This window comes from Pedobacter sp. MR22-3 (assembly GCF_026240075.1).
Taxonomy (GTDB): Bacteria; Bacteroidota; Bacteroidia; order Sphingobacteriales; family Sphingobacteriaceae; genus Pedobacter.
Window position 1 is genome coordinate 419,099 of the sequence record NZ_JAPIVF010000001.1, and the last position, 21,128, is coordinate 440,226.

Here is a 21,128-nt window from a genome sequence, read left to right on the forward strand (position 1 = left end):
ATTGAAACTGTAAAGAAATAATAATCAAAACATAATATAACAGACATATTTAATTCTTAAATCTGATTAACTTTGATCTATGAAATTACGCTTTTTAATATTGTTTAGCTTATTAATTGTTACTTCGGTACAGGCCCAGAAAGCTCAAAATATTTATTATTTAAAAAACAATGGCGAACAAGTTCAAACAAAGGATAAAGCTGATTTTGTCAGAATTATCGAGGAACCTGATTCTGCTGATACCCGCTTCAAGCTTTTCGAGTTTTATAATAATGGTAAAAGGAAAAAGCTCGGTTATTTATCAGCTTTTGAGCCAAACTTAATTTACGAAGGTCACGTAATTGGTTATGATTCTTTAGGAAGAAGATCGGAAATAGTTAACTATAAAAACGGAATGCCTTCTGGCAGTTCGCTATATTATCATAGTAATGGCAAACTCTATAGGGAAACGGAATACATTCCTATTGAAGCGCGGCCAAATCAGATGTTGGGAATAAATTCTTCTTTGGCTGATCTCATTTTTGGTACCAGTTTCAAAATAATATTTGATGCTGACTCTTCAGGAAAAGTTAATATTGAAAACGGAAAAGGCCATTTAAAAGTAGTTGATAAGTATAAAGAATTTGAAAAGGGTGAGGAGGGTGATTATTTGAATGGTATGAAAAATGGAGTATGGACAGGCTATGATACCCGAATTGGCTTAACATTTAAAGAAATTTATGATGGGAACAAATTCATCTCCGGAGAAAGCTTAAAAGATGGAAAAACATATTCCTACACTTCGCCGCTGCAGGCTCCGGAATACAGAGGCGGAATCAAATCCTGGAATAACTTTATCGCAACAACAACAAAATATCCTCAGGATGCATACCGAAACGGAATAAGAGGAACTGTTAAAACCAGTTTTGTTGTAGACGTTACAGGGAGAATTACTGACATTGTTATCGAGAAATCTGCAGATAGATCATTAGACGAGGAAGCCATAAGGGTCTTAAAATACTCCTCAAAATGGGAGCCTGGTAAAGAGCGTGGCGTACCAGTTAAGGTAAAATATAATCAAAGTTTTAATTTTGCCTTTTAGAGGGCTATTGATGCTGATTAACCTAATAATCAAACTCCAGAATTTCCTTATCCTTTAACATTTGTTCCACAAACCGTTGGTGGTTTTGTGGTGTTCCGGTTGCGGTCCAGTTTCCGGTGATGACATGATTAACCAATTGGTGTTTGCCTCGTTGAGGCTTCAACTTATTTTCCCGAAAAACCTCCTCATAACTTTCTAAATCACCATGCGTATGTTGTTTTTTGACAATGCGATAGACCCTCTTGGTAAAACGACGATCGCCTATTTCTTCAACAAAAGGAAAAATAATCAAGGCCAGCAGCACCACACCGGTAACACCGATGGCCTGCTCGTAATATCCGGAACCAACAGCCATCCCAATGGCGGCAACGATCCAAATGATACAGGCAGTTGTTAAACCTTTAACCCGGTTTTCTTCCTTAAAAATTACGCCTGCGCCCAGGAAACCAATACCCGTAACAATATTCGAAGCAATGCGATCCTGGCTTGCAGGTCCGATTTTAATAGATAAGATCGTAAATAATGTGGCACCCAAGCCAATCATCATCATGGTTTTTAATCCGGCAGATTTGCTTCTGTATTCACGCTCGGCGCCTATTAAACCGCATAATAATGTAGCCAGCAGGAATTTATTGACTTCACTTTGTGTAATAAAATGGCTGTTATCTAAAATTTCATTCATTGCTCAAAATTAATGGAAGCAAATTAATAAAAATCGTAACATCTTAAGCCATTGGCACGGCCACCACTAGAACTATTTGGGAAATATTTTTCATACCCCACACCTATTTCAGACGTTCCGCCGGTATTGGAATAATTGATTTTAGAAGTGGTTGCATCGTGACTGATTCCTAACCTAAACTTTTCGCCATTGGTTCTTCTGTTGAAAATATCGAAAATGACTGAAAAAACAATTGCATCGTTTCCATTTGAATTTCCATCATTCCGGTACCAGATCCCTGCGTTGACACCCGCATATTTGTATTGTGTGCCGATACTGAAGGAGTTTACGTTTCCCTGTCGATAAACCACCACTGAAGGGATCAGGTAGCTTCCATCCCGGTCATACTGATCTGGAATAAGGCTGAGTTTATAACTTAAGTTAGCGGAAATACGCATGGGCAATTTCGCCTGGAAGCCAGATAGAGACTCATCAGGCCGATTTAAATGATGCGCAGCTACACCTACCATAAACTTACCATAAACCAAATTGGTACCCGCATTGGCATCCAGGTAAAAACGGCTATCAATAGCCGGCCTTTCTGCACCAGACACACTTCCGGGAATATAACCTGCATTGATATCAATCTGATCACCAAAAACCAGTTTATCCCAGTTTAATTTTTGGTTGGTTACACCAGCCTGCAAACCAAATGAAAGCGTAAAATCATCGCCACCAATAATATAAGAATAACTGGCGGCTACATTGTTTTTTACCAGATAAGCTGTTCCTTCACTGCTCCGGTTAAAAATTAATCCAATTCCACTGTTCATGCGGTGCAGATTTAAATCAGCCGATGCACTCATGTATGAAAAATCACTTGCCAAACCTGTCCATTGGTTTCTGTAAAGTGCATTAAACCTGATGTCGCCTTCAAACTGACCGGTTAATGCCGGATTTAAATAAATCGGTGCATTATAAAACTGCGAGTAAATATGATCCTGCCCTACCGAAATCAGCGGCAGTAGTAAAGCCAGCAAACATAATTTCATCCTCCTCATCATTATCTTATTAAATATATTACTCCTGTTTTCCTTGGGGATGATGAATCATATGTCATCCCTTTCCATTCGGTGCCATTAATGAACTTAACCTCTATCTTCCAGTAATAAACACCCTGTGGCTGCTCTTTTCCGTTATACGTTCCGTCCCACCCTTCCAAGGGTGCGCCATCGTCCAGCTTCGAGCTTTCCCATAGAAGCTGCCCCCATTTATTAAAGACAGACATGGTCCATTCCTTAATCCCACGGCCCTTTGCTTTGAAAACCCTGATTTCATTTTTCGCGCTTGCCGGCATAAATGAATTTGGAACATTTAAATACCCGGGCACACCAATGATCCTAACCGACTGCACCGTGGTAGAGTTGCAGCCTTCCTTATTAAGCACTTTTAACGTAACGGTATAGGTACCTTCATTGCCATAAGTATGATTTGGATTTTGCAGTGTTGAAACAGCACCATCTCCAAATGTCCATTCCCAGCTTACTGATCCGGTGCTCGTATCTTTAAAACCAAAGGAATAATTCGGGATTGATATTTCATTGCCAGGTGAAACGGCGAAGCCGGCAACCGGAGGTGCCACCACGCTAATCGGCGAAGCCAGGGTAATGGTATTGGTACAGCCCAAAATGTTGGTTGCGGTTAAGCTTACAATAAAATTTCTACCTGCTCCGGTAAAAGTATGACTGGGTTCAAAAGCCGTTGATGTTGTTCCATCTCCAAAATCCCAAAGGTAGCCTATGGCATTTTTACTGTTGTTCTTAAAATTCACGGTTAAGCCATCACAGCCACTGGTTTTATCAGCAGTAAAACTGAGCTCGGGCTGAGCCAACACTTCAATTTCTTCAACGGTTGAGGCACTTGAGCAATCATTGGAAGCATAAAGTGTAACCCTATATTTTCCGGCTGTTGTAAAGGTATGCGAAACGACTTCTGGAGCAACATTTCTCACTACCGTACTTCCATCTCCAAAGTCATACACAAAGGTATTGGCACCTTTGGTATTATTAAAGAAATCAACTTTTAAAGGTGCGCAACCCCGCAGCTGACTACTATTGACCACCATTTCTGCCGTAATATCATTTGGTGCCACATTAATGTTGTAGGAAGATTCATTGGTTCCGCATTCGTTAGTAGCAGTCATTTTCACCACATAGTTTGTTACAACGATGGTGTTGTAGGTGTGTGATACATTACTTTTATCCGTTTTTGTAAGTGTTGTTCCATCGCCAAAATCATAGGTATAGCTACTGTTATTTCCTAATGAAGTGTTGCTGAAAGTAACCGTAAAGGGTGAACATCCCGCTGTTTTATCAGGAGAAAAAACTGATATCGGTGCTGCTTTCACTAAAACCGTAGAGGTTTGTCTGCTTACGCCACAAGGTGTAGTCGCTTCCATTGTTACCGTATAAGTGATATCTCTCCCATTTAAATCGGCAGGGTAAACTACATCTTCAGGTTGAACCAGATTAGAAGTCGTTCCGTTACCGAAATCCCATCTAAAAGTTGCTGCAGTTAATGAATTTGAAGTATTCGTAAACCGCACATTAAGTGGGCCACACCCTTCTGTAACGCTTTGCGTATAAGCTGCTGTAACATCTTGCCGGGTTGAAAAAGTATGAGAAAACTCATCACTGTTACAGCCTAAACTACTGGTGACGACCAACTTGATCACTACAGATTGATTTTCACCTGGAATGGTATAACCTGGAAAATTAATACCTGTACCAATTTGCCCATTGTTGGCAAACCAGGTATAAGTAGCATTCCGATCCGGATAAGCGATTGCAGTAATGTTGGCCGTGCTCAATTCAAAAGGAACACAGCCTTTATCAATAGTATAAGTAAACGCTGCCTTTGCAGGTAGATTTACTGTAATTTTAACCTGATTACTGATGATTGCAGAACAAGAGCCACTAACTACAGCTCGCCTGTAATAGATTGTTGCTGTAGGTACAGGAGGGGTAAAATTGATGTCAGTTGCGCCAGACACATCCGTCCAGGTCGTTCCGTTTAAACTGGTTTGCCATTGGTAAGTGTAAGTTCCGTTTCCGCCACCCGGCACAGAACCAGTTAGCGGTGCTGCTGCAGCGCCTATACAAATGGTCTGATCTGCAGTAATCGTATTATTGGTTAATGCAGGTAAAACAATCACCTCAACGCTATTGCTTTCTGATGTACAGATATTGCTGTTAACTAATCTGCGGTAGAAAGCAGAAGCTGTTACAGTTAAAGTTAGGTCTTTACTGGTTGCAGCAGATATATTTGACCATGTATTCCCGTCAATACTGCTTTGCCATTGATAGCTATATGTACCATTTCCTCCGGTCGGCGTACTTCCGGTGATCGTTGTACTCTGCCCATAGCAAACAGGGATAGCAGACGTAGAAACACTATTGGTTACAGGTAGAAAATAGGTAACTGTTGTTTCTGATACTGATGGCGGACAACCTGTAAATCCGGAGATGGCCCAACTGAACCGGTAAGTTTGTCCGGGCACTAATCCTGTTACAAGGGTATTAAACAAGGTTGGATCAGCAATCACCACATCACTTTGCCCGGAAACCAGGGTCCATAAACCAGTATTAGGTGATGGATCATTTCCGCTTAAAATAATGGTATTGCCACTACATAAGCTCTGGTTTGCACCTGCATTTGAAACTACAGTTGCTGGATTAATGGTAATAGTAGTTACTGATGATTGCGCTTCTGAGCAAGGAAAACTCTGAACGATGGCCCTGAATTTGGTGGTTACCGTGAGGTTTGAAAAAACATATGGATTTGCCCTTGAGCTTAAGCCTGCCCATGTCACACCATTATCTATAGACATTTCCCATCTTAAGATATCGCCAACCTGACCTGTTAAAGCAATTGCACCATTATTTGCACCGGCGCACAATGTTAAGTCATTACCTGTTGTGCCACCAACACTTGGGAGATTTACCCTGATCACTACATCATCACTGCTATTGCTGCAATTCTGATCACTGATGGTCCAGCGTAAAGTATAACTGTTGCCGCCAACTAAATCAGAAATTACTGCATTGTTTTTCGTATCATCATCAAAAGTAATGGTTGTCGGCGCAGAAACCACAGTCCACTTGCCCGTTCCCACCATCGGAACATTTCCTTTTAAGGTATAGGTTGAAGCATTACAAATGGATTCGTCCGGCCCGGCACTGGCTAATGTGGGCGTTGGTAAAACTGTAACGGTAATAGATGTTGATGCTCCGGTACAACCGCCTGCAGAAACCGGAGTAATCGTATAGGTTACTGTTTCGGTAGTGGTTCCGGTATTGATTAAAATATCATTAATCTGAGTTGCCGCAGTTGCAACAGGACGGTTGCTGTTTCCTGTAATGGTACCTGTTGCTGCACTGCTATAAGTATAATTAACATTGGTCAATGCCGAAGTTAAGGTGATGGCAGAAGATGTACTGCTACAAATGGTTTGATTGGCGGCTGTAGCGACCACGTCAGGATTCGGAGTAACAGTAACCACAAAGTTAAATGGAGCGCCATCACAACCATCCTTTTGGGGTGTAATGATATACGTTACTGTTCCGTTTGAAACCGGATCATTATTCACCAGTACATCATTGATCATACCTGTTCCGGATGCCGTAACTCCGGTTACATTAGCAGATCCGGTAGCTGTCCAGTTAAATGTGGTACCGCTAACTAATCCTGTTGGGGTATAATCAACATTTTTTCCTGTACAGATAGATTTTCTTGCTGCACTGTTTACGCTAATATCAGGTTTTATCCTTAATACGATTTCATCCTCAATCTGATTACAGGGTGGTGCCAGTGTAGTGGTTGCTCTTAAGATTAAGTTTACGGTGCCATTGGCTTTCTCTGCTGCCGTTGGAGTATACACTGCACTCAGGTCATTTCGGCTTGGTGTAAATGCGCCTAAACCACCTATCCACGTCTGGGTACTTACGGTACCCGTAATGGTTCCAGCCAGATTAAAACTGGTGCCAGTAAAACATAAACTTTGATCTTCGCCTGCATTAATCACTGGTGCAGTACTGAAGGTTAATTTTTGTGTTTTGGATACTGTTCCGCAGTTATTTTTGTGGGTAACGGTAATATTGTACTCATCATAATTATCAAATTTTATGGAAGGGTATTTGGAATTTGCTGTTGTTCCATTGGTAAAGCTGTATGTTCCAGATCCGGTAGGTGTAACTGTCCAGGTATAGGTATCTGACAGGTCCTGATAAGTTCCCGAAATTAATGTACGCGTTGGTCCGGTGGTGGTATTATTAAAATCATACGTTGTCAGATTACAAAGGGTAATATCAGGAGAAAGTGTGGCTGTTGGTAACTCGTTAACAATAACCGTTTGCGGGGCAGATGCCACTAAGCCACATGATGGGGTAGAAATATTTAAAGTGATGGTATAAATACCCGGATTCGTAAATATAAATGCAGGTTCTTTGCTTGATGCATTGGTTCCATTCGCATACGTTACAGCAGGAGAAACATTCCAAGAGTAGGTATTGGCCGCTTCACAAATATTATCCAGTACAGATAAATCGGTAGCGGTTAAGGTAGTCCCTGCGCAGATGGTGGTTTGCGGCAGTGAAAATGCTGGTTTCGGGGGATCCTGAATACAAATCTGCATCTCTACAGGATCGGCGTTACAAGCGCCTGAACTGTTTGATTCCAGGCGAATAGTATGCACGCCATGTGTTAAAAATCTGGTAATAAGATTGTATGAACGTGGCTTGTTAGCTTGTTCAATTGCCCCATCCACAAACCAGTTATAGGTAACATTGTTGGGTGCACAGGCCGGCGTATTGGTATCCGGATTTTCCCCTAAAATAGATGTATTGTAAAATGTGACATCCGTATTGGTACAGGATGGCGTTTGATACGTGAAGGCATTCATGGGTTTAACCACTACCTTCGCCGATGAAGAAACCGGTGTTCCTACGGTACCGCAAAAATCATTTGATACATTTATGGTCACAGGAAATGCATTGTAAATGGTACCTGCACTGGTTACTGAATTGCTACCGCATGATGACCTGGTATATGGATGTGTTACTTTTCCTGAATTATTAATAATATCGCATAAGGTATAAACCGTTTGGCTTCCGTCTCCCCAGCTAATGGTATAACGGTTACCTGGAAAGTTGTTCTGAATACCTGCCGGAGAAGTATAATCCACGTTGAATTCTAACGCGCCTAGGGGCAGGCATACAATGTTATTACCAGAAGTACCAAATGCGGTAATGGTTCTGTTATTCACCAGTAAATAAGCTTTGGTTCCGATTGTACCATTTGGCATAATCGCTGTGGCGATAATGGTATAGTGGGTCTGATCAGCCGTAAAAGTTTGATTGGGATTAGTAAAAGTGAGGCTTGATGTACTTCCAGATGATTCATTTTTAATAGCCGCTGTAACTGCTGCTGTTGCCGTAGATTCATTACTGATGATAAATGAATTATTAGGTCTGCTTACACAAGTGCCAAAGGTTTCATTATTTGAGGAATTAAGATACGAGGTTACCAACCTGGCTTGTACCGAAGGTCCGGCTTTTATTTCAAAGGCCGAAGATGCATTGCTGACTGAAACGGGTTGTGTGGTTTTTACCCTTACCTTATACCCTATTCCCGGTACCACTCCTGTAGCTGGGATGATCCCATTTACATAAGTACTATAAAATCCCGAGTAAGTGCCGATTAACTTTTCTGTACTAAAGTCTCCATTTTGGTCAGATAAGTAAAGTTGAAACGTATTGCCTTGTTGCGTACAACCATTGGCAATGCTGAATGGAACTGCTATAGTGCTTCCGGGGGTGAAAGGACCTGCATTTACGGCACCAATGTTGATCTGTGTATAACCGGCGAAGGAAATAAAAAACAGCGCAACAAATAGCACAAAAACCGGCCATTTCCGTTTCAAACAGATCTTCATAGTCGCAAACACGTAGGGGGAATGATTAATTCTGTTTATTTAAGCGCGCAAACACCTTCTAATGTTGTATGATTTCATCCTCATCCTAACGTTTACACATTTCTTAAATATTAATGTAAAGTACGATATTTTTGTATAATAATTGCAATTTTTAGTATGAAGACGAACAAAATGAATGAATCAATATTAATCTAAATGTTGGGCAACTTTCTTTAAGATTCCATGGGCAAAAAAAAACCCGGAAACTTATAGCCTCCGGGAATTTTTTTATACGAAATGATTTCGCCACAAGTGATATTACATCATACCACCCATACCGCCGCCACCCATAGGAGGCATTGGTGCACCACCTTCTTCAGGCTCGTCTGCTAAAACAACTTCTGTAGTCAATAACATGGCTGCAATAGATGCTGCATTTTCTAAGGCTACACGACTTACTTTAGTTGGATCGATTACACCGGCACCAATTAAATTTTCGTAAACATCAGTACGGGCGTTATAACCGTAATCTGCAGTACCTTCTTTCACTTTCTGAACTACGATAGAACCTTCAATACCGGCATTTTCACAAATCTGACGTAAAGGCTCTTCAATCGCACGACGGATGATTTGGATACCTGTATTCTCATCTTCGTTAGCACCTTTTAAATCGGCAAGAGCAGCTACCGCACGGATAAATGCTACACCACCACCAGCAACAATACCTTCTTCTACTGCTGCACGTGTAGCATGTAAAGCATCATCAACACGGTCTTTTTTCTCTTTCATTTCCACTTCACTTGCTGCACCTACATAAAGAACGGCAACACCGCCAGCCAATTTAGCTAAACGCTCTTGTAATTTTTCTTTATCATAATCAGAAGTAGTAGTTTCAATCTGTGCTTTAATCTGACTTACACGAGATTTAATATCTTCTGAATTTCCGGCACCATTAATAACAGTGGTATTGTCTTTATCAACTACCACTTTCTCCGCAGAACCTAAATAAGTTAAATCAGCATTTTCTAATTTATAACCTCTTTCTTCTGACACTACGATACCGCCAGTTAAAATTGCGATATCTTCTAACATGGCTTTTCTTCTGTCTCCAAAACCTGGCGCTTTCACTGCAACCACTTTCAGAGAACCACGGATTTTGTTCACTACTAATGTAGCTAAAGCTTCGCCGTCTAAATCCTCAGAAATGATCACCAATGGTTTACCAGTCTGAACAGTTTTTTCCAATACCGGCAACAATTCTTTCATGTTGCTGATTTTTTTATCGTAGATTAAAATGTATGGGCTATCTAATTCAGCTTCCATTTTATCTGCGTTAGTTACGAAGTATGGAGATAAATAACCTCTGTCAAACTGCATACCTTCTACCGTTTTTACTTCAGTTTCAGTACCTTTTGCTTCCTCAACAGTGATTACACCATCTTTACCCACTTTGCTCATGGCTTCAGCAATTAAAGCACCGATTACCTCATCATTGTTTGCAGAAATGGATGCAACTTGTTTGATTTTATTATTGTCTTCACCAACCGTTTGAGATTGCTCTTTTAAGTTAGCTACAACAGCAGCAACAGCTTTATCAATACCGCGTTTTAAATCCATCGGATTTGCACCGGCAGCAACATTTTTAATACCAGTTGTAATGATGGCCTGAGCCAACACAGTTGCAGTAGTCGTTCCGTCACCAGCAATATCTGCTGTTTTAGAAGCCACTTCTTTAACCATTTGTGCACCCATGTTTTCAACCGCATCTTTCAATTCGATCTCTTTAGCAACGGTAACACCATCTTTGGTAATTGCCGGAGAACCGAATTTTTTATCGATAATTACATTACGACCTTTAGGGCCTAACGTTACTTTTACCGCATTCGCTAAGATATCAACACCACGTTTCAGGGCGTCACGTGCTTCCACGTTATATTTTACTTGTTTTGACATTTCTTTTTAAATTTTTGAATGATTGTGTGATAGAATAGTTGAATACCCGATCTTATAATTAGTTACCTGATTAATGCTGAATTCACGCATTCGAAATTCAGTCATTCAATCATTATTTATTATCCTACAACAGCGTAAATATCAGTTTCACGCATGATCAGGTAATCTTTGCCTTCATAAGGAAACTCGGTGCCACCGTATTTACCATAAATTACAACATCTCCAACTTTTACACTCGCTTTTTTACCTTCAGCATCTTCTTCAGAAACAGAAACTACGGTTCCCTTAGATGGTTTTTCTTTAGCAGTATCAGGGATATACAAACCCGATGCAGTTTTTTCTTCCGCCGCAGCTGGTTCAACTATTACTCTGTTCGAACTGCCAGCAATTGGTTTTAGGTTTAACGCCATAACTTTTATTATTTTTTATATTAATTTGAGTTTTTACTAAGCCTGCAAGTACACTTTTTATGCCAATAGGTTTTGAGGGACAAATTTACACCCGTACTGTCAAAATATAAATGATCAGGGGATAGAAGGTGTCAGCTTGGCAGGCGCGATAGCACACATTGCAGGTTATAAAGCTCCTTTAAAAAGAGCAAGGGTTAAGCAGGGTTTGAAAAAATTATTTTAATGTCGCGGTTGGATAGGTACCTTTATCAACTACTGTTTTAATGTTACCTTTTAAATCGGAAACATAAATCTTACTTTGACTAAATGGTTTTTCAGCTCCGCTGAAGAAAATCCGGTTATCGGCCGTTACAAAAACATCCAGCGCGTTCATGCCTTCAGGCGAAATGCGGCTTACTTTTTTCGAATCCGCTTCTAGGATAAAAACAGCTTCAGCCTGATGATGTAATTCTTCAACAGGCTTCCCGTATCTGGCATTAAAAATCAGTTTTCTCCCATCACTGGTATAAAAGAAACGGCTGCTGCTCAAAAATTGATAATCAGTGCCAAAACAGTCTGTTATTTTCTTTGTGTCTGTCAGCTTTCCAGTCACATTAAACGTATACAGATTTTTCAGATCGTGTGCAACCAATTCAGTTTCATTTTTCCAGCTTGGTGAAAACAGGCTATCTGCCGGTTTACTATCCAGCAAGATAAAACCTGTATTATCCGCTTTTATGATCCCCACCTTCCAAATATGTTTCTTATCTAAAAAATTAAAGGCTATAGTTTTCCCGTCCGGCGACCACATGGCATGATCATAGTCCTTGCTGTCAGCCTGTAATTGCAACTGACTTTTACTTTCCATATCCGCAATCCAAATGCTTTTATTACCTGCGCTATCGGTTACGGTATAAGCCAGTTTATTTCCATCAGGAGAGATTGCTGGATGCGTAGCACCACCAAAGGAAATCTGTTTCATGGTATCAATACTGGTGGCCACAATTTTACTACCATCCTGATATGCAAGGGCAAAACTTTTACTGCTTAATGAAACCGTATCTAGAACTGCTGAAGTTTTTTGTTGACGATCGTTATTGGCATTACAGGCCAAAAATAAACCAAGGCCAGTAACCGCGATTACCACTAAATATAAATTCAATTTAATCATCCACAATTTTACGAATTGTTTAAAGCAAAAAAGATCCGGTTGCTATAGAAACACGGATCTTCTCTTATTTATGATTTTAACAAGACTTAACGCATATGACCTGCACGATTCTTTCAACCTTTTTTCCTATCGGCGTAACCAAATACCTTTTGCAGCAATGTGGTGCTTCGTGAATTAAGATTTCCCCTGATTTTGAGTTCCTCTTTTGCCACTTCTATAAACAAACCATCTATTGCCTTTTGTGTAACATAACCGGTTAAATCTGTGCTTACGGGCTTAACCAATGGCAAACGGTTATATTGGGTAGTCAGATCTGAATAGTATTTACTTGCATTTACCTTATTCAAACTATTCTTAACGACAGGGCTAAATTTCTCAAGCAATTGCGCGGTAGTTACACGTTTAAAATAAGAAGTTGCAGCATCATTATTGCCAAGTAAAATATTGCTGGCATCCGCTAAAGTCATTTGCTTAATTGCAGCAATAAAAATTGGCTTTGCTTCTTTGGCTGCATCTTCAGCAGCACGGTTCAAACTCAAAATAACATTGTCGCAAAGACTGTTTAAGCCAATGCTGCGTAATGTTTTTTCCACCTTCTGCGCTTCAGGTGGCATTAAAATTTTAACCGCTAAATTACCCAGAAACCCATCTCTTGCCGATAATCGGTCAGCTCCGGCTGAAACACCAATTTGTAAGGCTTCCTTTATTCCCTGCCCAATCTCCAGTTGGCTCGGTGTTCCGGTGGAAGAAGTAGTGCGCTGTTTTTCGGTAACCTTTTTAAAAATATCGTTCAGTTTAATCTGAGCATCTGCCCGCAGGTTGGCCAATAAAATAAGTGCCAGGGATGCCGATAAAATAATTTTTTTCATTGTATGTGTTTATCCCTTCAGGAGCAAAAGATCTGCCATAAACTAAAGTGTGCATTTGTTTTTCAAATATAACACTTTGACGGACTGACAAATGTTATATTTAATAACGACAAGGTTTTTAAAAATTAAAGTCTATTCCTTAATTCATGAGTTTATTCCATATCACTCAGAAATATTTTTTATACTTGAAAGATTATTTGATATAGCTACCCATTTTTTGAAGTTTATAAAAAACACAGCTGGAAATCACCAGCAAGATGATGCCAAATTAATTGCCGAGTATAAAAGTACCGGCAATTTAGATGCATTAGGTACGCTTTACAATAAATACATGCATTTGGTTTTTGGGGTTTGTTTAAATTATTTTAAAGATGAAGAGCAAAGCAAAGATGCGGTGATGCAAATCTTTGAAGAATTAGTAACCAAGCTTAAAGTTCATGAAGTGCAGAACTTCAAAAGCTGGCTTCATGTTTTAACCCGAAACCATTGTTTAATGGCACTCAGGAAATCTGCGAAGCAAAATAACGTTTCTATTGATGACACTTTTGTGGAAAACAGCGAGTTGGTGCATCTAGATATGGACAACACAAAAGAAACGCAGCTTACCATTATGGAAAAGTGCATGGAAACCTTGCCTGAAGAACAGCGGAAAAGCGTAGATTTATTTTATCTACAAGAAAAGTGCTATAAAGAAGTGGCCGACATAACTGGCTATGATATGCTGAAGGTAAAAAGTTATATTCAGAATGGTAAGCGTAACCTGAAGATTTGTATAGAAAAAAACAGTGGTGAATAACGATTGGTTAGATATTGATGTACTGGAGGATTACCTGGATGGTAAGCTTGATGCTAAGGCTATGCATTTTGTAGAAAGGCAGGCTTTGGAGGATCCTTTCGTGGCTGATGCACTGGAAGGACTGAAACAGTCACCGAAACGCAAACAGACGCTTTCTATCCTGCAAAAACAACTTCATGATCGCATTTCTCAAAAACCGGTTAAACGCAAACTCTGGGGAGTTACCACACAAAGGTTAAGCATTGCGGCCACAGCCACTGTTGCCTTTATTGCAGTAAGCATTCTTTTCTTTATGCGGGAAACTAACCGTAGAAATGCTGAAACCGCCGCCCGGAGGGCAAATGGTGTTATCGTAAATTTAGACACCAACACTTCAATTGCTGCAACATCAAAACCAAAGGATACGGCATTAAAAGCAGCTGACCAGACTAAATCAACTTTAATTGATCAGGCGATTGCCAAAGCGAAAACAGGAGATTTAGCCAAAAATACAAAAGCTGCACCAATAGTTAAGGCTACAGAAAAAACAGCTTCAACACCTAAGCCAGCCGATCAATATGAAAGGTTTAGTCAGGTTAAACAGGCACCCCTTTCTACTGCACGCCAAATGGAAGCCATGACTGAACAGCAAAATACGGTAATGGCTTCCGCTGCACCATCTGTTGCTGCCGATAAAATTATTTTTAGTGGCAATGTGGTTGATCAAAGAAATGGATTACCTGTTCAGGGTGCGGTAGTAAAAATTGCAGGTTCAGATAAAATTACAGCAACCAATGCCAATGGTTATTTTGCCTTACCTGCAGACAGCAATGCCAAAAACAAAGACCTGGTGATTAATGCCATAGGTTACAGGGAAACGCCTGTCTCGGGCACTCAAGACCCTAATATGATTCGGGAAGCTTTAAGCGGCAACAAATCACTCAATGAAATGGCCTTGATTACCAGATCAAATGGCAGAAAAAAGGAAAATGTACCTGCTCCTAAAATCGTATTGCGGTCTGAACAAAATCTGGACGGGAAAGTAATCGGAGAAATCACTAAACCCATCCCCGTTTCTACTATTGATTATCAACAGTATTTAGAAAATAACAATAAGCTTTATAATCCTAAAGGACCATCACAGTTTGTTATTTTAGGTTTTAAAGTTAAAAAGAACGGAAGGCCAACTAACATTAAGATTGTAAAATCATTGAATAAAAAGGCTGATGCAGAAGCCAAACGACTGATCGAAACTGGCCCGGATTGGGTATTGCCAAAACAAGGGACTGACCTGGTTGAAATGAGTGTGAAGTTTTAATCATATTGGCGTTGATGATTAATTCAAAAGCCTTCAAAGAAAAACCTTAATTTCATCTTATCGAACCTTTAACATTTCAGATTGATGGTTGTATGATTAATTCGTTTTGGTGAATAGTTTCCCGCTGATTTAAAAAGATAAACGCCGATTCATAAAGGCTCTGCGAAAATTTGTGCAATCAGCGGGGAGAAATTTAGCGTGTATGATATTCCGACTCTATTTTTAATCCTATATACGCTTTCCCCTCTTTGCGAAAAACTTAGCAATCTTTGCGGTTACAAACGACCACTATGATCATAAAAAAAGACCAGAGCTAAAGCTTTGGTCTTTCTATATTTTTAAAATATGATCAATTATTTGAAGTAATAAATACCAGCATAAATGATCGCTGCCAATGTTGCTGATACCGGAATGGTTAATACCCAGGCCCAGATCAGGTTAATGGTTACCCCCCAACGTACTGCTGATACACTTTTTACCAAGCCTACACCCACAATTGAACCTGTTATGGTATGTGTGGTAGAAACCGGAATAGCAAAATGTTCTGTAATCCCTAAGGTTACCGCACCTGCCGTTTCAGCAGCAACACCCTCGAGCGCTGTTACCTTCGTGATTTTAGAACCCATTGTTTTCACAATTTTCCAGCCACCGCTCATGGTACCTAAAGATATGGCTGAATAACAGGCAATCGGAACCCAGGTTGGTAGTGCTTCAAAATCAGGAATTACCTTTGACGCGATTAAAGCCGTAGCAATAATACCCATTACCTTCTGTGCATCGTTACCACCGTGGAAGAAACTTAAAGCTGCTGAAGAGAGTAATTGTAACCGCTTAAACCATTTTTCTGCAGTTGAAGGCTTTGCATAACGACAAATGTTGATGATGATCAGGGTAATGACTACCGAAATCACCATACCAATAATCGGTGCCAATACAATAAATGAAACAATTTTAACGACATAGCTCATATTAACCGCATCCAGCGGACTAGCACCGGTAAGTAAAGCATGTGTCATCCCTGCGCCAGCAAAACCACCAATCAGTGTATGCGACGAACTCGATGGAATACCATACCACCAGGTTAAAAGGTTCCAGATAATTGCGGCAACAAGGCCCGCCAGAATAACTTCAAGCGTGATATAATTTTCGATCACCGTTTTAGCAACCGTATTGGCTACCTTATGGTCGGTAAAATAAAAGTAAGCGGCAAAATTGAAAAGTGCAGCCCACAAAACCGCCTGAAAAGGCGTAAGAACTTTTGTAGAAACAACCGTTGCAATCGAATTAGCGGCATCGTGAAAGCCGTTAATGTAATCGAAAGCAATGGCCAGAATTACAACAACAACCAATAAGGTAGTTACCATGTTTGTTTTTTATTAAGCGTTTTTAACCAGGATAGTTTCAAGCACATTCGCCACATCTTCGCACTTATCTGTCGCTTTTTCTATCGTTTGTAAAACCTCTTTTTGTTTAATTAATTCAATTGCATTGGTTTCATACTCAAACAAACGCGCAACCGCCAGCGTAAACACGTAGTCGGCCTGGTTTTCACCACTGTTAATACGGATACAGGCATCTGCAATTACACGAATATTTTTAAAGCTGCGCAATTCTTTAATCGCCTTATCAATGTCGGTACACATTTCCACCAAAAGCTCTGCAATTTTAACAATTGGTTCATTAATGGTGTTCATATTGTACATCTGCATACGATTTGCAGTGCCATAAATATAATCAGCAACATCATCAACAGCTGTTGCCAACTGGTGGATATCTTCACGATCAAACGGTGTAATAAAATTTCTGCTTAATTCCAGAAAGATGGAATGTGTAATATCATCACCCACATGCTCCAGGCGTTCAATTTCTTTAAAAATAGTTTTTCTGGTTTCAGCATCTGCGGTGCTAACCATCTCTAAAAGAGATTCTGCAATCTTTAAAGCGTTACTGCCAGCTTGCTCAAAAAGAGGATGGAATTTTCTATCTTGAGGGGTAAAGAACTTAAAAATATTGTTCATGTTAATTCTTAATATGGCACAAATCTACAAGCTCAATGTTAAGTTAATGTTAATTTACATATTATTATTAAGGATTAAATGTAAATAAGCTAAGTTTCTGTTATTCTGAGCTTACCGTAACATTAATTTAAATAACTTTCATATAAACTGATACATACTCAGACAGCATTACCAATTGTAACGCAAACTGTTAAAAAACCTTTCCAACATAGAATTGTTTAACACCGATAAGCCATAATCATGAAAGCTCAAAACAGTAATAAACTTTGGATTTGGATTGGAAGTATTTTAGGCTTTTTAATTTTAGTCCTTTCATTTGGTGCCATGTTTCTAAGCGCAAGATGGAAACCCATGCTGAGCGAAAAAATTAGGGCGGGTGTTTATAATGGCTCAGATTACCTTTACACCATTGATTTTAAAAGCATCAATCTTAACGTTATCACCGGAAGCCTGGCATTAAGAGACGTAACATTAAAGGCCAATCCATCCGTTTATGATAGCTTAAAAAAGAAAAGCCTTGCTCCGGCACACGTTTTTGATATTAAACTCAAAAAACTGCAGATCACCAGGGCCAGTATATTAACGGCATACTTTAAAAAACGTTTGGATATTAATGCCATTATACTTGATAAACCTTCTATTCATGTAACTTTTAACAAAGTGCCAAAGCCTGTTAAAGACAATAAAGAAGAAAAATCACTTTATGAGCAAATTTCCAAAATCTTTAAATCGGCAAGAGTTCATGCTATCAAAATCAATGATGCAGATTTCAGCTACATTAATAGCGGTGCACCAAAGAAAACCCGTAATGCCATTAAACACCTTGATATTAATGTTGAAGATTTTCTCTTAGATTCCCTTTCCAAAGATGATTCTTCACGCTTTTACTATACAAAAGATATCTCCTTTCAGATTGCAGGTTATAAATCAACCACAAAAGATAAGATGTATAACATGAGGGTGGATACCATTAAAGGCTCAACATCATCGAAAAAGGTCTCCATTAAAGGTTTAAAACTTATTCCGCTATACGATGAACTGGCATTTTCACGAAAGTACAAAGTCCAGAAAGACCGTTATAACCTAAATTTTAACGACATTGAATTTGAAGGAATGGATTTTGCCAGCTTCAATACGGATGAAAAAATTCACGCCAGGGCAGTTACCATTGGTCCGGCTCAGGTTGAGGTTTTTATGAGCCGTGAATCTCCCCCGCCTCCGGGGCTGGACAAAGGACAAAATTATCCGCACATGGCCCTTAAAAGACTAAATATGCCAGTTATCATTGACACCGTAAAACTTAACCAGGTTGATGTAAAGTATGGCGAGTATAACCCGGCCAGTAAGAAAACGGGCTCAGTCAGTTTTAAATCCATTAATGGCACCATTGTAAATGTAACTAACGACAGTTTAAGACTGACCAAAAACAACCATGCCCTGGCTAATCTTAATACATTATTGATGGGTAATGAAAAAATGAATGTTAAGATAGATTTTAACCTTACCGATCAAAATGGCTCATTTGGTTACAGTGGAAACCTGAAGTCTTTTAATATGAAAGACCTGAATCCTTTATCAATAGCATTAGGACTGGTGGAAATAGAAAGCGGAAATATTCAACAACTGGATTTTAAAGCCAATGGGAATCTTCGTACCGCTTCAGGCACAATGAACATGCTTTACAGCGATTTAAAGGTAAAGTTACTGTCTGATAATATTGATGGCGAAGGCACAAAACAAAAAGGTTTTTTATCCCTTTTGGCCAATAATATTTTAATTAAGGACGCTAATCCTGATAAAGGAGAAGCACCGCGCAAGGCGGTCATGAGCAGTACCAGACTTAATTCTGGTTCTTTCTTTAACCTGATGTGGAAAACTGTTTTCGTGGGCATAAAGGATATTGTTGGTGTGGGTATTGTGCCCGAGAAAAATCCTGTAAAACAGCAAAAAGCGATTGCCAAAAAAATCCGGAAGCAAAAAAGGGCAGATAGACGGGAAGCTAGAAAAGCAAAACGAGAGAAAAATTAAAGGCTGGCATTTAAGAAATACGTTTATAAACGTATATTGCTGTTGAATCCAGTCCATTCGTTAAATGCCAGAAACAAAGAGACATCGATATAAAATTATAAAATGGATTGCAGCGACAATAATTATCGCTTTTGGTCTTTTATCTGCCACTGCCTGGTTTTTGAATGTTAAATCTCGCCCCTTACTGACCGCGCAGATAAAAACACTTCTCTATAAATCAACAGATAGCTTATATACCATCAGCTTCTCCAATGTTTCTACCAATATATTAACAGGAAGTGCAACGTTACAAAATGTTAAAATCACTGCTGATACCATTCGGTTTAAAGAGTTAATCCGTTTAAAAAGGGCACCTAATAATCTTTACACCGTAACTTTAAAAAAACTGGTGGTAAAACACTTTCATCCGTTCACGCTTTACCGACAAAAAAAGCTTCAGATTGAAGAGGTGATTTTTGACAAACCTGAGGTATTGATGATGAACAGACAGTTTGATTTTAATGAAAACAGACCCCCTCGTCCAATTAAATCACCCTATTCCTTTATTGCTAAAAACCTGGAAGAATTTCGCATCAATGCCATTCGCTTTCAGGATGCCAGCTTCAAATACATCAATAAAAATGTGAATCAATTAAATGTTTTTGCCATAGACGACCTCAACATCACCTTATCAGATTTACTGGTTGATTCTACTTCTGCTGATGACCCAACAAGATTTTATTTACTGAAAGACGTCATCATTAATCTGAATGATTATCAATATACCACGCCCAATAAACTGTACAATATTAAGCTAAATAAGCTTGATTTCCGGGCATCTACAGGAAAGCTAAGGGTCAATAAATTTGAACTGGAGCCACGCTATGATGAAATGAAATTTGCTGAAGTTGCAGGGCATGCCACCGAAAGGTTTCACATCCAGATGAGTGACATATTAATGAACGGCATTGATTTACCTGTTTATATTAGTAAGCAGGAGTTGCGGGCAAAGGAAATGGGTATTGCTAATGGCTTTATTTCTGTTTTTAATAATGGCAGCACTAAAAAAGCAGAAGGCGAAATTAAAAAAGGCCGGTTTCCACATCAGCTCCTGCAGAAACTGGCTCCTCCTGTGTTAATCCAGAAAATTAAACTTAAAGATGTTAATATCAGTTATACCATTTATAATGATGAAAGTAAGCAACGCGGCAGAATTTCTTTTGAACACACCTCTGGTATATTTAAAAATGTAACCAACTTACCTAAAATTAAGGCGATCAACCCCAAAATGGAGGTTAGCCTGAACACCTATCTATTAGGACAGGCAAGTCTGGATTTGAACTTTAAATTTGATCTGAAGTCTCCTAAAGGATATTTCGAATACAAGGGCATATTGCATAATTTTAATGCCCGAATATTGAATCAGATTACAAAACCTTTAGGCCTGGTGAGAATAAACAGAGGCATTGTAGATAAGTTACAGTTTGATTTTAAAGCAGACAATACGGGCGCAAAGGGAAAGGTAGATTTTTATTATTATGATTTATCTGTTGCACTGATGCGCAATGATCCCGCTAAAGACCATTTGGTAACCCGTGGGCTGATTTCTATTCTGGCCAATGCACTTATCATCAATTCAGAAAATCCAAACCGGCATAATCAGTTTATTTCATCTGATGTAAGTTATAAGAAACCGGATAGTTCATCCTTTTTTAGCCTGATCTGGCGAAGTTTATATACAGGCATTAAAAACAGTATTGGGATTACAGAAGAAAAGCAAAATGAAATTAAGCAACACATTGCAAATTTTAGGGAAATGCGGGCAAACCATGAAATCAGAAAAAGAAACCGGCTAAAACGCAGGATGCAAAGAGAAAAGCAGCACAAGCTGAATGAGCGTAGATAGCTTAAAATTC

14 protein-coding genes are annotated in these 21,128 nt (G+C 39.3%); 5 read left to right on the forward strand and 9 right to left on the reverse strand.

Annotated features, from left to right (window positions below):
- Positions 1-79: 79 nt before the first annotated feature.
- On the forward strand, positions 80-1,081 hold the full coding sequence (locus OQ267_RS01880) for an energy transducer TonB (RefSeq protein ID WP_265834683.1): 1,002 nt from the start codon (positions 80-82) through the stop codon (positions 1,079-1,081).
- Positions 1,082-1,103: 22 nt separating this feature from the next.
- Here OQ267_RS01880 and OQ267_RS01885 read toward each other — a convergent pair whose 3' ends face one another.
- From OQ267_RS01885 to OQ267_RS01915, 7 genes are all read right to left on the reverse strand, one after another.
- A complete protein-coding gene (locus OQ267_RS01885; protein ID WP_088299866.1) occupies positions 1,104-1,763 on the reverse strand; it encodes an MgtC/SapB family protein in 660 nt (219 codons plus the stop codon).
- Positions 1,764-1,786: 23 nt separating this feature from the next.
- Positions 1,787-2,794, reverse strand: a complete 1,008-nt coding sequence (locus OQ267_RS01890; protein ID WP_253248954.1) for a PorP/SprF family type IX secretion system membrane protein — start codon at positions 2,792-2,794, stop codon at positions 1,787-1,789.
- Positions 2,795-2,805: 11 nt separating this feature from the next.
- Entirely contained in the window at positions 2,806-8,733 is a 5,928-nt protein-coding gene (locus tag OQ267_RS01895; protein ID WP_265834684.1) for a PKD domain-containing protein, read from the reverse strand.
- A 297-nt stretch (positions 8,734-9,030) separates the two neighbouring features.
- Positions 9,031-10,665, reverse strand: a complete 1,635-nt coding sequence (groL, locus tag OQ267_RS01900; RefSeq protein WP_265819314.1) for a chaperonin GroEL — start codon at positions 10,663-10,665, stop codon at positions 9,031-9,033.
- A gap of 119 nt (positions 10,666-10,784) precedes the next feature.
- Complete coding sequence (locus tag OQ267_RS01905; RefSeq protein WP_010599229.1) at positions 10,785-11,075, reverse strand: co-chaperone GroES; 291 nt, start codon at positions 11,073-11,075, stop codon at positions 10,785-10,787.
- A 214-nt stretch (positions 11,076-11,289) separates the two neighbouring features.
- Complete coding sequence (locus OQ267_RS01910) at positions 11,290-12,216, reverse strand: TolB family protein (protein WP_265834685.1); 927 nt, start codon at positions 12,214-12,216, stop codon at positions 11,290-11,292.
- Positions 12,217-12,338: 122 nt separating this feature from the next.
- Positions 12,339-13,094 carry a DUF4197 domain-containing protein gene (locus OQ267_RS01915; protein ID WP_265834686.1) on the reverse strand — a complete coding sequence of 252 codons (756 nt, stop codon included), beginning with the start codon at positions 13,092-13,094 and terminating at the stop codon, positions 12,339-12,341.
- 217 nt (positions 13,095-13,311) lie between these two features.
- Here OQ267_RS01915 and OQ267_RS01920 point away from each other — a divergent pair, with 217 nt between their 5' ends.
- Together OQ267_RS01920 and OQ267_RS01925 are read left to right on the forward strand one after the other, a co-directional pair.
- Positions 13,312-13,890 carry an RNA polymerase sigma factor gene (locus tag OQ267_RS01920; RefSeq protein ID WP_265819317.1) on the forward strand — a complete coding sequence of 193 codons (579 nt, stop codon included), beginning with the start codon at positions 13,312-13,314 and terminating at the stop codon, positions 13,888-13,890.
- Positions 13,883-15,187: a carboxypeptidase-like regulatory domain-containing protein gene (locus OQ267_RS01925; RefSeq protein WP_265834687.1), complete on the forward strand. Its 1,305-nt coding sequence runs from the start codon at positions 13,883-13,885 to the stop codon at positions 15,185-15,187. Before OQ267_RS01920 ends, OQ267_RS01925 begins: the two co-directional genes overlap by 8 nt.
- A gap of 353 nt (positions 15,188-15,540) precedes the next feature.
- Here OQ267_RS01925 and OQ267_RS01930 read toward each other — a convergent pair whose 3' ends face one another.
- Positions 15,541-16,551 carry an inorganic phosphate transporter gene (locus OQ267_RS01930; protein ID WP_029281759.1) on the reverse strand — a complete coding sequence of 337 codons (1,011 nt, stop codon included), beginning with the start codon at positions 16,549-16,551 and terminating at the stop codon, positions 15,541-15,543.
- A gap of 12 nt (positions 16,552-16,563) precedes the next feature.
- Positions 16,564-17,205, reverse strand: a complete 642-nt coding sequence (locus OQ267_RS01935; protein WP_265834688.1) for a DUF47 domain-containing protein — start codon at positions 17,203-17,205, stop codon at positions 16,564-16,566.
- A 240-nt stretch (positions 17,206-17,445) separates the two neighbouring features.
- On the opposite strand from OQ267_RS01935, the gene OQ267_RS01940 reads away from it, so the two are divergent.
- Positions 17,446-19,233: a hypothetical protein gene (locus OQ267_RS01940; protein WP_265834689.1), complete on the forward strand. Its 1,788-nt coding sequence runs from the start codon at positions 17,446-17,448 to the stop codon at positions 19,231-19,233.
- A gap of 64 nt (positions 19,234-19,297) precedes the next feature.
- Positions 19,298-21,118 (forward strand): hypothetical protein, encoded by a 1,821-nt coding sequence (locus OQ267_RS01945; RefSeq protein WP_265834690.1) that lies wholly within the window; start codon positions 19,298-19,300, stop codon positions 21,116-21,118.
- Positions 21,119-21,128 lie beyond the last annotated feature (10 nt).

What these genes read in the sequence shown, in the direction of transcription:
- OQ267_RS01880 (WP_265834683.1), top strand. Translation starts at nt 80, where the DNA reads ATGAAATTACGCTTTTTAATATTGTTTAGCTTATTAATTGTTACTTCG.
- OQ267_RS01885 (WP_088299866.1), bottom strand. Translation starts at nt 1,763, where the DNA reads ATGAATGAAATTTTAGATAACAGCCATTTTATTACACAAAGTGAAGTC.
- OQ267_RS01890 (WP_253248954.1), bottom strand. Translation starts at nt 2,794, where the DNA reads ATGAAATTATGTTTGCTGGCTTTACTACTGCCGCTGATTTCGGTAGGG.
- OQ267_RS01895 (WP_265834684.1), bottom strand. Translation starts at nt 8,733, where the DNA reads ATGAAGATCTGTTTGAAACGGAAATGGCCGGTTTTTGTGCTATTTGTT.
- groL (WP_265819314.1), bottom strand. Translation starts at nt 10,665, where the DNA reads ATGTCAAAACAAGTAAAATATAACGTGGAAGCACGTGACGCCCTGAAA.
- OQ267_RS01905 (WP_010599229.1), bottom strand. Translation starts at nt 11,075, where the DNA reads ATGGCGTTAAACCTAAAACCAATTGCTGGCAGTTCGAACAGAGTAATA.
- OQ267_RS01915 (WP_265834686.1), bottom strand. Translation starts at nt 13,094, where the DNA reads ATGAAAAAAATTATTTTATCGGCATCCCTGGCACTTATTTTATTGGCC.
- OQ267_RS01930 (WP_029281759.1), bottom strand. Translation starts at nt 16,551, where the DNA reads ATGGTAACTACCTTATTGGTTGTTGTTGTAATTCTGGCCATTGCTTTC.
- OQ267_RS01935 (WP_265834688.1), bottom strand. Translation starts at nt 17,205, where the DNA reads ATGAACAATATTTTTAAGTTCTTTACCCCTCAAGATAGAAAATTCCAT.
- OQ267_RS01940 (WP_265834689.1), top strand. Translation starts at nt 17,446, where the DNA reads ATGAAAGCTCAAAACAGTAATAAACTTTGGATTTGGATTGGAAGTATT.
- OQ267_RS01945 (WP_265834690.1), top strand. Translation starts at nt 19,298, where the DNA reads ATGCCAGAAACAAAGAGACATCGATATAAAATTATAAAATGGATTGCA.